Below are 18350 nucleotides of genomic sequence, written 5' to 3' on the forward strand. Positions count from 1 at the left end.
AAGGAGAGGCGAGCCTCTCCTTTTGTTTGCCATCGCACCTTGCCACTCAGGGCTCAGTGCAGCTTCATGCTCGGGCGCAGCACCCGGTTGATGCGGCCCACCAGCATGATGAGGCCGGTCTTGATGTAGCCGTGCAGGGCCACCTGGTGCATCCGGTAGAGGGAGATGTAGACGATGCGGGCGATGTAGCCTTCCACCATCATGGAGCCGCGCATCAGGTTGCCCATCAGGCTGCCCACGGTGGAGAAGCGACTCAAGGAAACGAGCGAGCCGTGGTCATGGTAGAGGTAGGGCTTCATCTCGCCGCCGTTCATCTTGGCCAGGATGTTCTTGAATGCCTGGGTCGCCATCTGGTGGGCGGACTGGGCGCGGGGCGGCACAAACTTGCCATCCGGCTGCGGGCAGGCGGCGCAGTCGCCGATGACGAAGATGTTCTCGTCACGGGTGGTCTGCAGGGTCTCTTTCACCACCAGCTGGTTGATGCGGTTGGTCTCGAGGCCCGCTATCTCCTTCATGAAGTCCGGCGCCTTGATGCCCGCGGCCCACACCATGAGGTCTGCTTCAATCAGCTCCCCATCCTTGGTGTGCAGACCCTCGGCAGTGGCTTCGGTGATCATGGTGGCGGTGCGCACGTCCACACCCAGCTTCACCAGCTCCTGGTGGGCGGAGCCGCTGATGCGCTCCGGCAGGGCCGGCAGGATGCGGGGGCCTGCCTCCACCAGTGTCACCTTGAGGCTGTCGGTGGTGAGGTTCTTGAAGCCGTAGGCGTAGAGCTGCTCCACCGCGTTGTAGAGCTCGGCGGAGAGTTCGACGCCGGTGGCGCCGCCACCGACGATGGCGATCTTCACCTTGTCACCGGGCTGGTATTCGGTGGCGAACTGCAGGAAGCGGTTCATCATGCTGTTGTAGAAGCGGTGCGCCTGGGAGGGGCTGTCCAGGAAGATGCAGTGATCCTTGATGCCCTTGGTGTTGAAGTCGTTGGAGACAGAACCAATCGCCATCACCAGCACGTCGTAAGCCAGTTCCCGCTCGTTGACCACCAGGGCGCCGCTGTCGTCGTGGATGGGCGCCAGTACGATGCGTTTCTCGTCGCGCTTGATGTCGGTCAGGCTGCCGAGCTGGAATTCGAAGCCGTGGTTCTTGGCGTGGGACTGGTAGCTCAGGGCGTCGATGCCCGCATCCATGGAGCCGGTGGCCACTTCGTGCAGCAGGGGCTTCCACAGGTGGGTGCGGTTGCGATCCACCAGGGTGATCCTGGCCTTGTTCTTCTTGCCCAGCTTGCGGCCCAGGCTGGTCGCGAGCTCGAGACCGCCGGCGCCACCGCCTACAACGACAATATTCATCATGATGATTTTCCTTGGTTCCTCAAAACGAAAGGGAGCCATTGGCTCCCTAAAACGAAATCGGTTGACGTGATGGCTCAGGCTTCTTTGAAGGCCTTCATCCGTTGCAGATGGTGCGAGATGTTCTTGAACTTATGGGTCTCGCGCTCATCCCATACGATGTCGTAATAGTTCTTCAATTCACGTTCAGTGTCCCGATTATCGCGGATTTCATCCTGAACGGAAAGGATGCACAGGCAGTTTCCTGAATTTTTATTACGAAATTCGGTTACACACTTGGTGCCGATGTCCTCGTACTCTTCCGGCCTGTCGATCTTGCCCTGCATGTTCTCTTCCGGGTGCAGGTTGGGGTTGAAGACCACCTGTTTGATACCGCACAGAAAACCGATCCGCTCGCTCCAGTAGCCGCCGAGCCCTACCCCGCAGATGAGCGGCTTGGGGTCTGTGCTCATGTCGAGCTGCTTCTTCACCTCCTTGAGCAGGTGGCTCATGTCGTGGCGCGGGTGAACCGTGCTGTAGTGAACGAAGCGCACATCATCATCGATAAACTGCAACTGCAGCACTTTCTCATGATTGCCGGGGCTGGTGGCATCGAAGCCATGCAGATAGATGATCATGGATAAGACCTCAAAAACTGTGTCGGTTCTATCGAAACTACCCCAGCGAACCGCCGAGGCGCCACCAAAACATCGCACTTTCTTGCTTTGGATCACGCCCCCTGCCGCCGGAAAATCGTTTCCCCACCCCGTTTGGGCGCGCCAGGCAGGGGAAAAGGGGTGCCAGGCCCCTGACGAGGGCAGGCGCGCTGCCCCTGCCTGCGCCCGGCCTCAGCTCAGGGTCTGCTCGAAGCGATCCACCGCCGCCGCCACCAGGGCCAGGCTGCCCTGCCAGAAGGCCGCCTCGCGAATATCCTGCCCCAGGTGTTTCACCACCAGCTCCTCGGCGCTCATGCGGCCGGTGTCCCGCAACAGGGTGCGATAGGCCTGTGCCACATCCTGCTCACCCGCGGCCTGACGGCTTATCAGTTGCTGATAGACGCCGAGGCTGAACAGGTAACCAAACAGGTAGGGGTAGTTGTAAAAACCGAAGCCCGCGATGGAGAAGTGCGCCTTGGCGGCCCAGAACATGGGGTGATAGCGGCCAAGGCTCTCTTCATACCAGCGCCCCCACGCCTCGTCGGTGAGCACCTTGAGCCGGGCCGAGGAGACATAACCCTGCTCGCGCTCGGCCACCAGGGCCTGCTCGAACGCGAAGCGTGCCGGGATGTTGACCAGGAAGGTGGCGGCGCCGTCGGCTTCCGCCCAAGCGATGGCCTGGCGCTCCTCGGCGCTTCGGGCCTGCTCGAACAGGGCGCTGCGCACTAGCGTCTCGGCGAAGATGGAGGCGGTCTCGGCGAGCGTCATGGGGTAGCTGCGCTGGCTCATGGGCAAATCCCGGATGAGCCAGTTGTGCCAGGCGTGCCCCAGCTCGTGGGCGAGCGTGATAACGTTGTCCATGGTGCCGGCATAGGTGATGAAGACGCGCGGCTCCACCGGATCGGCAAACTTGGTGCAGTAGGCCCCGGTGCGCCGGTTCGGGGTGGGAGCCGCATCAATCCAGCCGCGCTCGGCCATCATGCGGGCAAATTCCCCCATCTCGGGATCGAAACCGGTGAAGGCCAGGGCGATGATCTCGATCGCCTCCTCGAACGGGATGCTGCGGTGGCTGCTCGCCGGGGGCGGCGCGAACAGATCCTCAGGCCCCAGCTCCTCGATGCCGAGCCCCCGGGCCATCAACCCCAGAGCCCGCTGACCCAGATGGCGCGCCTGCCAGGTCTCCTGCATCAGGGTATCCAGGGTCACCCGCTCGATGTGGCTCTGATGGCAGGAGAGATCCAGGGCATCCAGGGGCCGCACCTTGCCACGCTGGCGCGAGAGCTCCAGGCGCCAGCCGTTGAGGGCGTTGAGGATGGCGGCGACCGTCTCCTGCTCCCCTTCCCAGCCGGCGCTGATGGCGTCGAAGGCCTCTTTGCGCAGGGCCCGAACCGGGCTGGAGAGCAGGTTGCTCGCCTCGGCCAGCCCCATCTCACGGCCATCGATAACGAGGCGGATCTTGCCCACCAGATCGTTGTAGAGGTTGCCCCAGGCGTGCAGCCCGTCGGTGCCAAGGCCGATGACCAGCTGCTCCGCCTCCACCGGCAACCGCTGATCCTGCAGGCTGCGCTCGTGGCGCAGCCGGTACTCCTCCTCCCCGAGCAGGGGGTCCTGCATCAGCTGCTCGAACTCGGCCTCGGGCAGCCCCAGCATCAGATCTTCGATGGGAGCCAGCGTCTTGAACAGGTCCGCATTGAGGGCCCGGGCGCGGGAGGCCAACTGTTTGGCCAGGGGATCCCGGGCGTCCTGGCTCCCCGTGCAGGCGGCCAGCACGGCGATGTTCCAGCCTATTTCGCGGATACGCCGGGCCCGCAGGCGTACCTCCCGCAGGAAGTCCTGCCGGGCCGGCTGGTTACCCTGCACCCCGACCAATCCCTCGATAAAACCGCTCAATTCCGCCAGGCTGGCGCGGGCCAGGCTCATGTCCGCCTCCAGCACGCAGCTGTCGAGGGAGGGGTAGATGTGCTGATTTTGCCACTGCTGTGGGTAGACTCGTTGTTGCATCGAACGCTCATTGTCAGAGACGGGTCCGGCCCGTCGTGAAACAGGGGTGGCCCCAGGGCCACGAACAGAAATACCAAGGCTGGCTGCGACACCAGCCGGATCAAATGCGGGCGGCTACACCAGCCACTCGAGGCGGCTGACCGCCTCCTCGACATAACGCAGACTCTCCTCCCGGAACCCAGGAAGGTTCGCGACTACACCAGTCGCTCGAGGCGGCTGACTGCCTCCTCGACATAGCGCAGACTCTCCTCCCAGAACGCAGGTTCCCGAATGTCGACCCCCAGGTGCTTCTCCACCAGGCTCTCGGCGCTCATGCGGCCGGTGTCGGCGAGCAGCGCCCGATAGGCTGGCACGAAGTCGGCGCCAACCCGCGCCTTCTGGGCATAGAGCCCTAGGCTGAACAGGTAGCCAAACAGATAGGGGTAGTTGTAGAACCCGAACTCGGCAATGGAGAAGTGGCTCTTACTGGCCCAGAACAGCTCGTCATATTGGCTGAGGGTGTCACCATACCACTGCTGCTTTGCGGATTTCATCATGGCCCTCAGCTGGCCCGCCCCCAGATACCCCTCGGTCCGACCTGCCACCAGCGCCCGTTCGAAGTGGAAGCGGGAGGGGATGTCGAGCAGCAGGCTCACGACCCGCTCCCCGTCCATCCAGGCGATGTCCAGGCGCTGCTCGCGGGTCTGCGAGCGCGCGAGCAGCGCGTCGCGCACCAGGGTTTCGGCAAACAGGGAGGCGGTCTCGGCCAGCGTCATGGGGTAGTCCCGCTGCTCCAGCGGGAGATCCCGCAGCAGCCAGCTGTGCCAGGCGTGCCCGAGCTCGTGGGCCAGCGTGATGACGTTGTCCATGGTGCCCTCGAAGGTGAGGAACACCCGGGGCTCGGCGGGGTCGGCATACTCGGTGCAATAGGCGCCGCTGCGCCTGTTGTCGCTCGGTGCGGCATCGATCCAGCCCCGATCCGCCATCATGCGGGCGAAGGCCCCCATCTCGGGATCAAAGGCGGCGAAGGCCTCGGCCACCAGCGTCAGTGCCTGTCCGAAGCCAAGCCTTACCTGCGCCGCGGCGGGCGGCGGGGCATAGAGATCCCAGGGGGCGAAGTCCGTTATCCCCTGGGCGCCGGCCATGGCCCGCAGGGCCCGCCTGCCCAGCTCCTTGTGGGCTTTGGCCTGCGCCATCAGGGTCTCCAGGGTGGCGCGCTCCAGGTGCCCCTGGTGGCAGGAGAGATCCAGCGCATCGAGCCGGCGCGACTTGCCACGCTGGGCCGCCAGCTCCTGGCGCCAACCGTTGATGGCGTTGAGGATGGCGGCCACCGTCTCCTGCTCCGCCTGCCAGGCGGCCTGAATGCCGTGCCAGGCACTGGCGCGCCGCGCCCTGTCCGGATGGGAGAGCAGGTTGTCCGCCTGGGCCAGCCCCATGGGCTCCCCCTCCACCACGGGTCTGAGTCTGGCCACTAGGCTGTCGTAGAGATCCCCCCAGGCTTGCAGACCATCCACCGCCAGCCCCTCGATCAATTGCTCACTCTCGAGGGAGAGGGCCTGATCCTGCAACCGGCGATCGTGGCGAATGAGGTAGGCCAGCTCGAACAGCTCGGGATCCTGCAGCAGGGCCCGCACCTGATCCTCGGGGGCATTCAGCCAGAACAGGGCCACCGGCTTGACGAGCTGGGCCAGCCTCGCCTGCAACTGCTGGCCACGGGAGAGCAGCACCCGGGCGGCCTCGTCGCGGCCGTTGCGGCTGAGCCGGTTGTAGGCGAAGGTCTGGCAGTTCCAGGCTTGTCTCCTCACGGAAATGGCCTGGCGGCGAATGGCCCGAAGCAGGTGGCGCAAGGGATTGATGTCCCGGGTCTCTGGCAAGGCGGCCAGCAGGGTAGTGATCTCGGTCAGGGCCTCGGCGGCGCGTTGGAAGTCGGCGTCGATCGCCGGGCAATCGGGGGCGGCATAGATGTGGTCATCCTGCCAGAGGGTGGTGGTCATAACTGTCCTTGTCTGTTTGCGTCCATGTGGGGGCCCTGCCTCTGCGGGCAGTGGTCGCCAAATAGTACGAAGGGGGCCGGCCCTTGCCTAGCCCCCATTCTGGTCAGCAAACAGCAGATCCGACCTGCGACGTCCCCTGTCGGCAGGAGGCGATGCCTGAGCGATCGCCGCTATTATTTCGCGGGGGTCAGCTTGCCCACCAGGGTCATGGCCAGCACCAGCAGCAGACCGGCCACCACCCCCACCAGGGCGCTCAGCAGGGTCGGCGTCACCGCAGCCAGCACGGCGCCCCCGGTCAGGGGTGCCAGGCTGGCGGCCACCCCCTCGATAAGGTGATGGGCAAAGGGCCAGCCGTGGACCAGGATGCCGCCACCGACCATGAACATGGCGATGGTGCCGACCAGCGCCAGCAGGTGCATCAGCCGGGGCGCCGTTACCAAGAGCCCCCGCCCCACCGCCCGGCGCAAGGCGCCGGCATCCGGTTTTTGCAGCAAGTGCAGACCGATGTCGTCGAGCTTGACGATGAGCCCCACCAGGCCGTAGACCCCCACCGTCATCAGCAGGGCGATGCCCGCCACCACGGCAATCTGCAGGCCCAGGCTGGATCCCTGCACCGTGCCGAGGGCGATGACGATGATCTCGGCGGAGAGTATGAAGTCGGTGCGAATGGCCCCCTTTACCTTCTGCTGCTCGAAGGCCTCCAGATCGTCCGGAAGCGCCTCTACTGACGAAGCCGTCTCGCCGCTGTCGTGGGGCAGGAACTTGTGGGCCAGCTTCTCGGCCCCCTCGAAGCAGAGGTAGGCGCCCCCCAGCATCAGCAAGGGGGTGATGAGCCAGGGGATCAGGGCGCTGATGGCGATGGCGGCGGGCACCAGGATCAGCTTGTTGCGAAACGAGCCCTTGGCCACCTTCCACACCACCGGCAGCTCCCGCTCGGCCCGCACCCCGGAGACCTGTTCCGCATTGAGGGCGAGATCGTCTCCCAGCACACCGGCGGTCTTCTTGGCCGCCATCTTGGTCATCAGGGCAACATCATCGAGCACGCTGGCAATATCGTCGAGCAGGGTCAATAAACTGGCTCCAGCCATATCATTCATTCCTTATATCAGTGGTGAGAGCCCCTGGGGCGGCTGGCCTGGCGACGACCTTGCTCATCTGGGGTTCCGCATTTCGGGCAAAAGATGGCACAGTGTAGCGAGAAGCCGCCGTCCCGGCAGCCCCCATGACAGGGTCAACCGGCCTTGTTTCACCTGAAGGCCCCAGGCCCAAGGAGTACCCATGCAACCCTGGCAACCTCTGCTCGATTTCTGGTTTGGCGATGACTCAGCCGACGCTCCCCGCGCCGCCCGGCAAGCCCCCCTCTGGTGGGGCAAGAGCAGCGAGACGGACGCGCTGCTGACGCACCGCTTCGGCGAGCTGGCAGAGGGCGCCGCAGAGGGCGAACTCGCCCACTGGGCCGAGGTGCCGGTCGGCAGGCTGGCGCTGATCCTGCTGCTGGACCAGCTGCCGCGCAACCTTCATCGTGGCACCCCGGCGGCCTTTGCCCAGGATGCCAAGGCCCGGGATCTCTGCCTCAGGGGGTTGTCCCTTGGCGCTGACAAGGCCCTCTCCCCGCTGGCTCGGGTCTTCTTCTACCTGCCGCTGGAGCATGCGGAGTCCCGGGAACAGCAGGCCAGAAGCGTGGCCCTGTTCGAGGCGCTGGCGGCCGAGCAGGCGGGCGGCCCGGCGCGCGAAACCTTCGAGGGCTTCGCCGACTTCGCCCGCCGCCATCAGCTGATCGTCCAGCGCTTTGGCCGCTTCCCCCACCGCAACGCCATCCTGGGGCGCACCAGCACCCCGGAGGAGGCCGAGTTTTTGCGCCAACCCGGTTCCGGCTTCTAGCCCAGCCGCAGAGATACAAAAACGGGCCCTCGGGCCCGTTCTGCATGCAGGGTGACGGGGTCATGCCGCCTCCACCAGCTCCTCTTCTTTTTTCTGGTAGGCCTGGGGCGAGAGCCCCAGCAGCTCCTGCACCGTCGAGGCGACAGTGATGGAGGATATGGTGCCCACCAGGATGCCGGCGAACAGGGTGAAGGAGAAGCCGAACAGGGCGTCGCCACCGAACAGCAGCAGGGCCCCCACGGTGAACAAGGTGGTGCCCGAGGTGATCATGGTGCGGCTGAAGGTAGCCTTGATGGCCACATCGGAACAGTCGTGGATCCCCATCTGGGTGCGCGAACCGAGCAGGTCCCGCAGCCGGTCCGAGATGACGATGCTGTCGTTCAGCGAGTAACCGATCACCGCCATCAGGCCAGCGATGACGTTGAGGTCGAACTCGATGTTGAACAGCGCCAGCAACCCCAGCGCCACCAGACCGTCGTGCAGCACAGACACCAGGATGCCGATGGCCTGGCGCCACTCGAAGCGCACCGCCAGGTAGGCGGAGATGGCCAAGGAGGCCACCAGCACCGCCAGCATCCCCTGCTGGAACAGCTCGGCGCCCACCTGGGGGCCGACTATGGTGGTGCGCAGCAGCTCCACCGGCAGGGCGAGTTGCTGCCCCAGCATGGTCGCAAGATCCTCCGCCGCCCAGGGCAGCTCGTGGGGAGGCAGCTTGATGAGCCACTCGCCGGGCACGCCGGCGCCGTGCAGCTCCACGGCCCCCGCCAGGGGGGCGCTCAGCAGGGCATTGAGCTCGTGGGCCTCCTTCAGGGTCTGGATGCGAAACTCCAGCAGGATGCCGCCGGTGAAGTCGAGCCCGAGGGAGAGCCCGTTGATGGCGAGCACGGCGATGCTCGCCACCGTCAGCAGCACCGAGGCCCACATCCCGATGTAACGCCAGCGGGTCAGGCCCATGGCAATGATCATTCTCAGCATTGTTCTTCCCTCGACAGTTGGTGCAGGCTTCCCACAGGGAAGCGAGTGGCGCGGAGCTGGCTCGGACGCGCGGTGTTATGACACAGGTGGTCAGTCATGGTCATACCCTCAGCAGCTTGGCGCGGCTGTTGCCCCACAGGGGGTTGATGATGGCGCGGGTGCCCCAGATGCCGGTCACCATGCTGGAGATGAGCCCCAGGATCAGGGTGATGGAGAAGCCCTGCAGCGGCCCGGAGCCGATGGCGTAGAGCACCACGGCGCAGATGAGCGTCGTGATGTTGGCATCGAAGATGGTGCGAAACGCCGAGCGATAACCGAAATCGATGGCGTTGGCCAAGGAGCCCCCTTCCCGCAGCCTGTCCTTGATCCGCTCGAAAATCAGCACATGGGTGTCCACCGCCATGCCCACCGTCAGCACCAGGCCGGCGATCCCGGGCAGGGTCAGCACGGCCCCCGGCAGCACCGCCAGCATCCCCACCTGCATCAGCAGGTTGGCGATGAGCGCCGTGATGGCGACCCAGCCGAACTTGCGATACCAGGCCATCATGAACAGCATCATGCCCGCCATGCCGAACGCCAGGGCAGTGAAGCCCGCCTCTATGTTCTGCAAGCCCAGGGTCGGGCCGATCGAACGCTCCTCCAGGATCTTGAGCGGCGCGGTGAGGGCGCCGGCCCGCAGCAGCATGGCCAGCTCCTGAGCCTCCGGCAGGCTGCCAATCCCGGTGATGCGGAACTGGTTGCCAAGGGCGGTCTGTATGGTGGCGACGTTGATCACCTCACTTTTGGCCCGAAGCCGGCCCTCGGCGTTGGTCTTGTACTCGGTGAAGACGGTGGCCATGGGCTTGCCCACGTGCTGGCGGCTGAACTGGTTCATCTTGCTGCCACCCAGGGTGTCGAGCACTATGTTGACCTGGGGCTGGCCCATCTCCCCCATGTTGGCGCGGGCATCGACGATGTGCTCGCCGCTCAGCACCGGCTTGCGGGCCAGACCGACCGCCTGGCCGTTGCGATCCGCCATGAAGAAGCGGCTGTCGGCCTTGGCCTCGTAGAAGGCCAGAGATGCGGTGGCGCCGATCACCTCTTTCGCCTGCTTCGGGTTGTGCACCCCGGGCAGCTCGATGCGGATGCCGTCCTGGCCCTGACGCTGGACCGAGGCCTCGACGATGCCGAGCTCGTTGATCCGTTTCTTGAGGATCGACAGGTTCTGGGTCACGGCGTTGTTCACCAGCAGGGTGCGCTCTGCGTCGCTCAGCACCAGCTTGAGCTCATTGCCGGAGCGGGAGAGGGTCCACTGATCCTGACGGGTGCCGGCGCTCTCCTTGATGATATTGAGCCAGCCCTCCTGCCCGGTGACGTCCGGCAGGGTGACGGCCACGGATCCCTGGGCGGTGAGCATCACGCTGGCGCCGCGCAGGTTGGCCTCGCGGAAGCGGGTGCGCAGGGTATCCACCAGGTTTTTGGTCTGGTTGTCGATGACAAAATCCACGTCCACCCCGATCAGCAGCTGGGAGCCGCCGCGCAAGTCCAGCCCGAGCTTGATGGGATCGGCGCCGAGCTGGCTTATCCAGGTCGGAGCATTGGAGTGAAACTCCAGGGTGAGGGCGGTGCTGTCCACCCCCTGCTGCTCCAGCAACTGCTTGGCCCGCTGCTGCTCGGCCTGGGTGGCGAACACCAGCTCTACCCGCTCCTTCTGCTCGATCTGCAGCTGGGGCGCTATCTGGTGCTCCTGCAGCAGGCGCTGCTGCGCCCCGCTCAGGCGGCTCTGGCCATGGAGGCCGAGGGAGGGTTGCTCACCGAAGAAGGTGGGCAGGGAGTAGAAGGTGAAGGTGAGCAGCATCAGCAGCAGCAGGGCGTACTGCCACAGGCTCATGCGGTTCAGTATGGCATGACTCTTTTTTCTCATGAAATCGGCCTCTGTCAGGCGAGCGCAAGGGACGACGCCGGGTCGCACCGTGCAAAAAAATGAAACAAGACAGCCTAGCCGTTCACTAAAAGTGAACAGCAACAGAGAGAAGATGAGGCAACAGCAGGCAGACTGACCCCATCGGGGTCAGGCGAGGAAGCTCTGGGAGAAGCGGTATTGCAGGTGCCGGCGCTGCAGGCGGTGCCGGTGGATGCTGGCGAAGTGATCGCGAAAGCTCGTCCTCGGGTAGCAGAGGGCGGCGTAGAGCAGCAGGCCGCACAGCAGCAGCAGGATCCCCTGCTGGGCCCAGCTCATGACGAGCTCGTAGACCACGCGGCCAGGCTGATGATCCCGGCTCAGGGAGTGCTCGAGGCGCAGCAGGTGATTCTGGTGGGAACCGATGAACTTGACGACACCGTCATCGCTGTCGCTGGCGCCGTGCTGGATCCGGGCGCCGTCGGTGGAGTCCGCGGCCTCCTCCATCAGCTGGGCGGCGTGCTGGGAAGCGGGTGCCTTGAGCCCCTCCACCGAGACGGTAGAGAGCAGCAGAGTGAGCGCGATGAGCAGAGTCATCGCCGCCAGTTTCACTTTGTCCAGCAGGCTCAAAAAGTTAATTCCCGAATAATAGAAAGGGCAAACTACCATAGCCCCCCTACAAGGACAAGGGCGGCAGGCCATGACGCCTGCCGCCCTTGCGGCGCGGATCCTGTCAATCAGCGGCTGCGGATCATGGCCTCGAAGTCCTCGGCATAGTCCTTGAGCAGGGTGTAGAGGTGGGCGCGCTGGGAGAGATCCATCGACTGGCTGAGGTCGCTGAGCCACTGGATGGTGCGCTGGCGGGACTGGTCGGTGTAGCCGGTGAAGCGGCCATCCATGAGTCCATCCCCCTGTTGCAGCAGGCGGGTCAGCTCCTTGCCGAAGTCCGGATCCTGGCGCTGCTTCATCAGCCGCGCCAGCTCCTTGGTCCAGGCCTCCTGGAACTCCAGCCAGGGGGGCATCATCTCGTATTGCCACTCAGCCCATTGGGCAATGAGCGGCTCCTGGGCCGGTTTCACCTTGCCAATCCAGAACACCAGCCGCTCGTTCATCTTCTCCCGAAACTCCTTGAGCATCTGCGTCTTGGACTCGGTGGCGAAGTCATGCTGGCGCTCCTGCTGGCGTTTCACTCTATCGGTCATGAAGCGCGCCACCTGGGCATCGGTCAGGGTGCTGGCGAGGCGCACGGTGCGGGGAATGGCGTTCTCCAGGGTGCGGGTCAGGCTGGCCTGGGTGCGGTCCAGATGCAGGGTGACCTGGGCCGGGGTCATGGGGCTGGCCACCGCCTTGGCCAGAGCATCGAGATCCCGGGCATAGATGGGCAGCTCGTGTTGGCGATGCCAGGCCATCAGCCCCTTCACCTCCCTGTCCAGCAGGGTCTTCTGACTGCGGTCCAGCGAGAAGTAGTCGTCCAGTTGCCAGACGATGGCCGAATCGAGCCAGTAGTAGATCACCCGGGTCGCGCAGCCGGTCAGCAGCAGGCAGAGCAGCAGCAGGCTCCAGCTGCGGGGTTGACGCCATGAGAATCTGGTCACCATGCATGCCTCCAATTCGTAGAAAATAAGCGTCGCGCCATGGCCTCTGCCCGATGTCACTCCAGGCGCTGGCGGTTCATGTCGATGAGGGCCTGATAGTCGGGCCCGGGTTGCTGCTCCGCCATCAGCAATGCCCACAGCAGTCCGATGTAATCGACCCAGGGCAGAAAGGCTTCGGCCTGGAATCCTTTGGTATTGAGCAGCTTATGAGCGCCCTCCCTGCCTTCAAGATAGCAGCTCTCCAACTGACACCGCAGCTCATCACTCCAGCCATGGGTGCGCTGGATGCTGGCCAGCTCGAAGCCCGGGTGACCGGCGGCGCCATACTCCCAGTCGATGACCCAGGGTCTATGGCCCAACAAGTTAGCCGGATTGAGATCGTGATGGCAAGGGAGCCAGCAGTCGTCCGGCTCGCGGCTCGCGAGCAGTGCCCGCTCCAGCGCCGGCAGCCAGTCCGGGATCCGGGCCAGGCGGCCGCGATAGCCGGCGGCATGGGCCCGCACCGCCATCACCACGGCGGGCAGTGGCAGCCGGTGTAAGCGCCTCAGCACTGCGGCCAGCAAGGGGGGTTGCGCCGCCAGGGGCGGCGGCGCGGCGGCCCAGTTCGGCTCGTCGCACCACGCCAGCAGCATCAGGCCGGTGGCGGGTTCACTGTGATGACAGGGCAAGGCCAGCCCCTCCCCCACGGCCCCCTGATAGAGCTGCCACTCGGTGGCCCTGTCGATACCGAGACGCACCGGATCCGGGTGCCCGCGCCGCAGGAAGGCGCGTTGCCCCGAGGGCAGGTGCAGCCGGTAGTTGCCGTTGGTCAGGCCGCTCGCCAGTGGCTCAAGGCGCCCCCGGTTCCAGGGGGCCGGCAGGCTGGCCAGCAGGGTCAGCTCCGCCAGGTCCCCCTGCTGCCGGGTCGCCTCACCAGCCAAAGGTGGAGGTCTTCGCCTGCTTGCGGATCTCCTTCTGATCGGCCCACAGCAGTTCGCCATTCTCCAGATCCATCAGGTTCATGGTCATCTGGTAGTAGACGTCCTTCACCTTGCCGTTGTCCTTGACGATGCTGGCGAGGTTGCCATAGACCATGTAGCGGGCGCCGGTCTGCTTGCCAAGGCGCACCATGGTGGCGGGATCCACCATGCCGCTGCCCTGCTGGTGCTCGAGTTGCTGCTTGACCGCGCTCACCTTGCTCATGTCGACGAAGCGGAACTTGCCGGAGCGCAGCAGCTTGGTACGCAAGGTGTCTGTGATGGCCTCGGTGTCGATGTGCTCCGAGGTCTTGTTGCGGATGGAGTCCATGAACATCACGGGACGACCGCCGGCGGTGATCTCGGAGGTCGCCGGTGAGGCCAGCATGGAGTCCGCCATCTTGTCGGCGATGGCCTGCAAGTCGGAGGAGCCGTAATCCACGGTCACCGTCTCGGTCTCGGTCGCGTCGCCATAGCTGACGGTGGTGCTGGAGCAGCCGCCGAGCAGCAGGGTGCCGGTCAGTATCAGCAGGGCATGGTTCATTCTCATCAGTTCGATTCCTCAATCACTTCGCGTACGTAAATCCGGTAGCCCCGGGCTGCCGGGCTCGGCGCCAGGGCGGACAGGGTGCGGGTCTGGTAGCCGTGCAGCTTGATGGGGGTCCAGCCGCGGCCATCGCTGGCCACCTCCTGCCCGGCGTCATCATACCAATAGAACAGGTATTGCAGCCTGTTATCGCCGCGCTGGGTGCTGGCGGCGGCCACGTTGACCCGCAGCAGGCCATTTTGCTCGCGGCGGCTGAGCTCGGTCAGGGTGACGTTGACATCTTGATGCTGCTCCTGCACCGCCGCCGCCCCGGCCGCGCCATAGAGCGCCACGCCGGAGGTATTGGTGGCGCAGCCCGCCAGCAGCAGTACCAGCCCGAGGGCCAAGCCATGTGCTTTCATCTTGTGCTCCTTGCCGGCGGCCAGAGGGGCCGAACCGGTCAGTGTGTGATCTCGCCCGAACGGGCACTCATAGGGGCATCACCCGGGTAGTCAGGCGGTTGCCAAGGCGCTGCACCCACACTAGCGTGGTGCGCCCGCCGTGCACGGTAAGCGGCAGTGTACGCATGGCGCTGCCCGCCCCCAGCTGGAGTTGCACCTCTCCGGCCGGCAGCATTCCCTGCCAGCTCGATGCCTCGGCGGGCAGGGTCAGCCAGCTGCGGGTATCGGCCCGCTCCGAGAGGGTATTGAAGATGCCCACCAGGATGTTGCCCACATCCCCCCCCTCCTTGGCGGCGGTGCGTCTCACCTGCTCCTTGGCCACCAGCCGCAGCGCCTGCCGGGTCAGCATGCCAGGCAGCCGCTCCTGCAGATCCTTGGCCGCCAGCGCCTCGAGTCGCACCAGCGAGCTGGTCCGCCCGGCCTGTTTGCCCGCCGACACCGTCAGCGGGCCAGTGTCGCTGGCCCTGTTGTCGTAATAGGGTACCGCCACGGTAAAGGTACGAAAATCGCCGCTGGAGGTGGAGATCGGCAGCGGCAGGAAGATCTCCCGCCGCGCCGGGATCAGGCCATCTTCAAACAGCACCACCAGCTGGCCCTGATCCTTGACCAGCGGCGGCGCCTTGCGGCCCACCTTTTTCTCTGTCTCCCTGAGCTCGTCCGCGGAGCCGCGAAGCCGCGCCAGGCGCAGCAAGGCATCCTGCAGGCTCTGGTTGTCCGGCGCTATCTGGTAGCCGCGCTGATAGTCGACCCAGGCGTCGTTGAGATCCCCGGCCGCCTCGTAGAGCACGCCGGAGAAATAGAAGGTATAGGCATTCTGGAAACCGTTCTTCACCTGACCTATCAGGCGATCGAGTTCGGGTGCCCCACGCGACATCAGCTGGCGCATATTCCCATCTGCCTCGGCCTCTTCGCTCTCTTCCTTGGCCTTGCGCACCTCGTCGGCCCGCGCCTTGAGCGCCCGCTCCTGCACCTGGTTGGCGCGGCGCACCTCCACCAGGGCCCCTTCGGCATCCCCCCGTTGCAGGTAGTTCAGCGCCAGATAGTGGTGCAGCATGGTGCGCTCGTAGTCCGGCGCCCGGTAGGCCATGGTCTGATCGTTGGTGAGCAGGCTGCCCGCCTGGGCCAGACCCCGGCTCAGGCGGTACTGGGCCTGATTGTCTTCCCAGGCGAGCCGGCTGTCGGCGGCGGCAAAGCCCTGCTTGCTGACCCCGTCCTGACCCGCCAGCCAGGCGATGCGGCCTCTCTCCAGCTGATCCAGCACATAGGTGTCGTCCCCCGGGGTCGATTCGCGCACCTCGGGCAGGGCCTCGGCGGCATGACCCAGCAGCAGCTGGTTGCGCAGGGGCACCATCTGATCGGAATAGGAGACGAAGAGGTCTTGCCAGCGGGAGGCACAGCCCCCCAGCAGCAGACCGGCCAACAGCAGGCCGGTCAATGAGGCGGGACGCATCACAGGCTGAGCAGGGGTCCCAGCGGCTGGCCACCCACCAGGTGCAGGTGGATGTGGTAGACCTCCTGCCCGCCGTGGCGGTTGCAGTTCATGATGAGGCGATAACCGTCCTCGGCGATCCCGGCATCCGCCGCCAGCTTGCGGGCCACGGTGAACATGCGGCCGAGCGCCAGCTCGTGATCCGCTTCCACGTCGTTGACCGTGGGGATCAGCACGTTGGGCACGATCAGAATGTGGGTCTTGGCCTTGGGCTGGATGTCCCGGAACGCGGTCACCAGATCGTCTTGATAAAGGATGTCGGCGGGGATCTCCTTGCGGATGATTTTGCTGAAAATGGTTTCTTGCGCCATGGGTAACTCCTTTATATGAAAAAGAAAATTCAATGCAAAACTCAAGCGACTCCCAAAAATGTCGCCACAGCCCGCCAAGTGTGACACAAGCCGACATTTGACACAGCCGTTGTCCCAATCACTTCAGTTATTGTGAAGAATACCGATAGTGAGGATGACGTCCCGAGTACCCCAGCGGCATTCCCCGTGAGGGCATGCAGGGTACCAAAGGGACGGGGTACTCAGGCAAGGGACTTTTGCATAGACAGCGGGACAATAATGAAACAAACAATGTCAGACCTCTCGATCTTACAGAGAGTCTATCTGGGCTTTGCCATCCTGGTCGCCGTCATGGTCGCCAGCGCGGTACTGACCTTTCGCGGCCAGAGCGAACTCAGCGATGCCCTGGATCAGGTAACACAAGAGTCCATGCCGCTGGTGATCGCCAGCAGCCAGACCCAGATCAGCCTGCTCAGCGCCAACAAGTGGCTCACCGACGTGCTGACCGAGCAGGATCCCAAGCAACTGCCGGCGGAAGTGGCCGAGCTGCAGCAGGCCAAGGGCCAGGTCGACAAGATGCTGACGACCCTCAGGCAGCAGGTGGCGGCGCACCCCGAATTGCAGGGGGAGATGACAGCCCTCGGCAAGCTGGTGGCTGACTACCTGCAGCTGACCCAGACCCTGCCCACCGAGCACGAGGCCCTGCTCACCCGGCTGCACAAGGTCAACCAGGCCAAGGGCCAGTTCCAGGTCAGCCTGCCCCAGTTCAAGAAGAACCTCGGCGACATGATGGTCACCGTCGACGACAGCTTCATCAAGATGCTCTCCGAGACCCTGACCACCAAGCTCTCCGCCATCGAGCTCTCCACCATGGATGCCCTCAACCAGAGCATCCCCGCCCCCATCGAAGCGGCACTCAAGCGCAACAAGATGCAGATCGAGGGCTTCAACAGCACCATCAAGGATCTCCAGGGGGAGCTCAAGGATTTCGACAACAACATGGGCCACTACGTCCATGGCTTCGTGCGCGACACCACCGCCAATGAGGGGGTGCTCGCCCAGTACCTGGCGCTGATGAAGCAGCAGCAGACCATGCGCGAGCAGAGCAAGCAAGCGAGCCAGCTCATCGTCAGCATCCAGAACAAGCTGGAGGGGATCACAACCCAGAGCCAGCAGCTGATGAACGCCAGCATCAGGGCCTCCGATCGGGTGCAGACCCAGAGCACCCTGACCCAGGGGATCAGCATAGTCATCGCCATCTTCGTCGCCATCCTGGTGGCCTTCACCCTCGGCAAGGCCATCCGCCGCCCCCTCAAGGAACTGCTGCGGGTACTGACCGAGGTGACCCAGGGTGACATGACCCAGCGGGTCGGCTTCAAGAGCCAGAACGAATTCGGCCAGCTCGGCAGCCAGATCAACCTGCTGATCCAGCAGATGGGAGACGTGCTCAGACAACTCTCCCAGGCCTCGACCCAGCTCAACAGCGCCGCCCACGACAACCGCCACACCACCGAAGCGGTGCGGGCGGATCTGGAGAAACAGCGCCAGGAGACCGCCTCGGTCGCCGCCGCCATGACCCAGATGGAGGCCTCGGTGCGGGAAGTGGCCCAGGCCGCCAACCAGACCCTGGAGCGGGTACAGGACGTGGAGAAGGCCTCACAGATGGGCCGCAAGGTGATGGCAGGCAACATCACCACCACCCACCAGTTGGCGGGCAAGCTGCAGCAGACCGGCAAGGTGATCGGTGACGTGAGTGCCATGAGCGGCCAGATTGGCAACATCCTCGATGTCATCCGCGGCATCGCCGAGCAGACCAACCTGCTGGCGCTGAACGCCGCCATCGAGGCGGCCCGTGCCGGCGAGCAGGGGCGCGGTTTTGCGGTGGTGGCCGACGAGGTGCGCAACCTGGCCGGTCGAACCGCCCAGTCCACCAGCGAAATCCAGACCATGATCGAGAACCTACAGCAGGGGGTCGCCCGGGCGGTCAACGTGATGCAGGAGTGCTCCCGCGAGATGGACAGCTGCATGGATCAGAGCTCCCAGGCCAACAACGCCATGGAAGAGGTGCAGGGCATAGTGGTACTCATCAGCGACATGTCGAGCCAGATAGCCTCCGCCGCCGAGCAGCAGCAGGCCACCAGCGCCGACATCGCCACCAACCTCAACCGCATCTCCGATATCTCGGATCTCAACTACCAGGGCATAGAGCGGGTCGCCGAGACCAGTCAGCAACTCGACAGCCTGGCCGAGCAACAGGAGGGTCTGGTGCAGCGCTTCCGGCTCAGCGCCTGACGCCCAGAGCCATTGCTGTGAAACGACGAGGCCCCGCAGATGCGGGGCCTCGTT

Annotated in this window: 16 protein-coding genes; 2 read left to right on the forward strand and 14 right to left on the reverse strand. The window is 64.7% G+C overall.

The genetic code is table 11. The annotated features are described in order from the left end of the window. Nucleotides 1–53: 53 nt before the first annotated feature. The 5 genes from KW824_RS02580 to KW824_RS02600 form a co-directional block, all read right to left on the reverse strand. The gene (locus KW824_RS02580) at nucleotides 54–1346 is read right to left on the reverse strand and encodes an NAD(P)/FAD-dependent oxidoreductase (protein WP_042649149.1); all 1293 of its coding nucleotides are present in this window, start codon (nucleotides 1344–1346) and stop codon (nucleotides 54–56) included. Between the two features lie 74 nt (nucleotides 1347–1420). Next, on the reverse strand, nucleotides 1421–1960 hold the full coding sequence (gene ycfP, locus KW824_RS02585; protein WP_005331594.1) for an alpha/beta hydrolase YcfP: 540 nt from the start codon (nucleotides 1958–1960) through the stop codon (nucleotides 1421–1423). 210 nt (nucleotides 1961–2170) lie between these two features. Continuing rightward, nucleotides 2171–3979 carry a M3 family oligoendopeptidase gene (locus tag KW824_RS02590; RefSeq protein WP_218408818.1) on the reverse strand — a complete coding sequence of 603 codons (1809 nt, stop codon included), beginning with the start codon at nucleotides 3977–3979 and terminating at the stop codon, nucleotides 2171–2173. 194 nt (nucleotides 3980–4173) lie between these two features. Further along, nucleotides 4174–5952 carry a M3 family oligoendopeptidase gene (locus KW824_RS02595; protein WP_218408819.1) on the reverse strand — a complete coding sequence of 593 codons (1779 nt, stop codon included), beginning with the start codon at nucleotides 5950–5952 and terminating at the stop codon, nucleotides 4174–4176. A gap of 173 nt (nucleotides 5953–6125) precedes the next feature. Beyond that, nucleotides 6126–7040, reverse strand: a complete 915-nt coding sequence (locus KW824_RS02600) for a DUF808 domain-containing protein (protein WP_218408820.1) — start codon at nucleotides 7038–7040, stop codon at nucleotides 6126–6128. 190 nt (nucleotides 7041–7230) lie between these two features. Here KW824_RS02600 and KW824_RS02605 point away from each other — a divergent pair, with 190 nt between their 5' ends. Continuing rightward, the gene (locus tag KW824_RS02605) at nucleotides 7231–7833 is read left to right on the forward strand and encodes a DUF924 family protein (RefSeq protein ID WP_218408821.1); all 603 of its coding nucleotides are present in this window, start codon (nucleotides 7231–7233) and stop codon (nucleotides 7831–7833) included. A gap of 60 nt (nucleotides 7834–7893) precedes the next feature. Here the strand turns inward: KW824_RS02605 and secF are convergent, their stop codons facing one another. The 9 genes from secF to hinT all read right to left on the reverse strand — a co-directional run bounded on the left by secF (nucleotide 7894) and on the right by hinT (nucleotide 16025). Then, the gene (gene secF / locus KW824_RS02610) at nucleotides 7894–8808 is read right to left on the reverse strand and encodes a protein translocase subunit SecF (protein ID WP_171269622.1); all 915 of its coding nucleotides are present in this window, start codon (nucleotides 8806–8808) and stop codon (nucleotides 7894–7896) included. Between the two features lie 100 nt (nucleotides 8809–8908). Next, nucleotides 8909–10711, reverse strand: coding sequence for a protein translocase subunit SecD (gene secD / locus KW824_RS02615; RefSeq protein WP_218408822.1), 1803 nt, complete (start codon nucleotides 10709–10711; stop codon nucleotides 8909–8911). A 147-nt stretch (nucleotides 10712–10858) separates the two neighbouring features. Then, a complete protein-coding gene (locus KW824_RS02620) occupies nucleotides 10859–11356 on the reverse strand; it encodes a hypothetical protein (RefSeq protein ID WP_218408823.1) in 498 nt (165 codons plus the stop codon). Nucleotides 11357–11424: 68 nt separating this feature from the next. Next, complete coding sequence (locus KW824_RS02625) at nucleotides 11425–12285, reverse strand: DUF6279 family lipoprotein (protein WP_041205443.1); 861 nt, start codon at nucleotides 12283–12285, stop codon at nucleotides 11425–11427. A 53-nt stretch (nucleotides 12286–12338) separates the two neighbouring features. Beyond that, nucleotides 12339–13202 (reverse strand): phosphotransferase, encoded by an 864-nt coding sequence (locus KW824_RS02630; protein WP_218408824.1) that lies wholly within the window; start codon nucleotides 13200–13202, stop codon nucleotides 12339–12341. Then, nucleotides 13192–13788, reverse strand: coding sequence for a penicillin-binding protein activator LpoB (lpoB, locus tag KW824_RS02635; RefSeq protein WP_171269617.1), 597 nt, complete (start codon nucleotides 13786–13788; stop codon nucleotides 13192–13194). Before lpoB ends, KW824_RS02630 begins: the two co-directional genes overlap by 11 nt. Continuing rightward, nucleotides 13788–14186, reverse strand: coding sequence for a YcfL family protein (locus KW824_RS02640; protein WP_218408825.1), 399 nt, complete (start codon nucleotides 14184–14186; stop codon nucleotides 13788–13790). Before KW824_RS02640 ends, lpoB begins: the two co-directional genes overlap by 1 nt. 67 nt (nucleotides 14187–14253) lie before the next feature. Continuing rightward, nucleotides 14254–15675, reverse strand: a complete 1422-nt coding sequence (locus KW824_RS02645) for a COG3014 family protein (RefSeq protein ID WP_218408826.1) — start codon at nucleotides 15673–15675, stop codon at nucleotides 14254–14256. Beyond that, the gene (gene hinT / locus KW824_RS02650) at nucleotides 15675–16025 is read right to left on the reverse strand and encodes a purine nucleoside phosphoramidase (RefSeq protein ID WP_025326574.1); all 351 of its coding nucleotides are present in this window, start codon (nucleotides 16023–16025) and stop codon (nucleotides 15675–15677) included. The genes KW824_RS02645 and hinT overlap by 1 nt, the downstream gene beginning before the upstream one ends. Nucleotides 16026–16283: 258 nt before the next feature. Here hinT and KW824_RS02655 point away from each other — a divergent pair, with 258 nt between their 5' ends. Continuing rightward, nucleotides 16284–18296, forward strand: coding sequence for a methyl-accepting chemotaxis protein (locus KW824_RS02655; protein WP_218408827.1), 2013 nt, complete (start codon nucleotides 16284–16286; stop codon nucleotides 18294–18296). Nucleotides 18297–18350: the final 54 nt, after the last annotated feature.

The organism is Aeromonas sp. sif0611 (genome assembly GCF_019218845.1).
GTDB classification, from domain to species: Bacteria; Pseudomonadota; Gammaproteobacteria; order Enterobacterales; family Aeromonadaceae; genus Aeromonas; species Aeromonas media.

What these genes read in the sequence shown, in the direction of transcription:
- KW824_RS02595 (WP_218408819.1), bottom strand. Translation starts at nt 5,952, where the DNA reads ATGACCACCACCCTCTGGCAGGATGACCACATCTATGCCGCCCCCGAT.
- lpoB (WP_171269617.1), bottom strand. Translation starts at nt 13,788, where the DNA reads ATGAGAATGAACCATGCCCTGCTGATACTGACCGGCACCCTGCTGCTC.
- KW824_RS02655 (WP_218408827.1), top strand. Translation starts at nt 16,284, where the DNA reads ATGAAACAAACAATGTCAGACCTCTCGATCTTACAGAGAGTCTATCTG.
- ycfP (WP_005331594.1), bottom strand. Translation starts at nt 1,960, where the DNA reads ATGATCATCTATCTGCATGGCTTCGATGCCACCAGCCCCGGCAATCAT.
- KW824_RS02605 (WP_218408821.1), top strand. Translation starts at nt 7,231, where the DNA reads ATGCAACCCTGGCAACCTCTGCTCGATTTCTGGTTTGGCGATGACTCA.
- KW824_RS02600 (WP_218408820.1), bottom strand. Translation starts at nt 7,040, where the DNA reads ATGGCTGGAGCCAGTTTATTGACCCTGCTCGACGATATTGCCAGCGTG.
- KW824_RS02625 (WP_041205443.1), bottom strand. Translation starts at nt 12,285, where the DNA reads ATGGTGACCAGATTCTCATGGCGTCAACCCCGCAGCTGGAGCCTGCTG.
- hinT (WP_025326574.1), bottom strand. Translation starts at nt 16,025, where the DNA reads ATGGCGCAAGAAACCATTTTCAGCAAAATCATCCGCAAGGAGATCCCC.
- KW824_RS02640 (WP_218408825.1), bottom strand. Translation starts at nt 14,186, where the DNA reads ATGAAAGCACATGGCTTGGCCCTCGGGCTGGTACTGCTGCTGGCGGGC.
- KW824_RS02645 (WP_218408826.1), bottom strand. Translation starts at nt 15,675, where the DNA reads ATGCGTCCCGCCTCATTGACCGGCCTGCTGTTGGCCGGTCTGCTGCTG.
- secF (WP_171269622.1), bottom strand. Translation starts at nt 8,808, where the DNA reads ATGCTGAGAATGATCATTGCCATGGGCCTGACCCGCTGGCGTTACATC.
- KW824_RS02620 (WP_218408823.1), bottom strand. Translation starts at nt 11,356, where the DNA reads ATGGTAGTTTGCCCTTTCTATTATTCGGGAATTAACTTTTTGAGCCTG.
- KW824_RS02590 (WP_218408818.1), bottom strand. Translation starts at nt 3,979, where the DNA reads ATGCAACAACGAGTCTACCCACAGCAGTGGCAAAATCAGCACATCTAC.
- secD (WP_218408822.1), bottom strand. Translation starts at nt 10,711, where the DNA reads ATGAGAAAAAAGAGTCATGCCATACTGAACCGCATGAGCCTGTGGCAG.
- KW824_RS02580 (WP_042649149.1), bottom strand. Translation starts at nt 1,346, where the DNA reads ATGATGAATATTGTCGTTGTAGGCGGTGGCGCCGGCGGTCTCGAGCTC.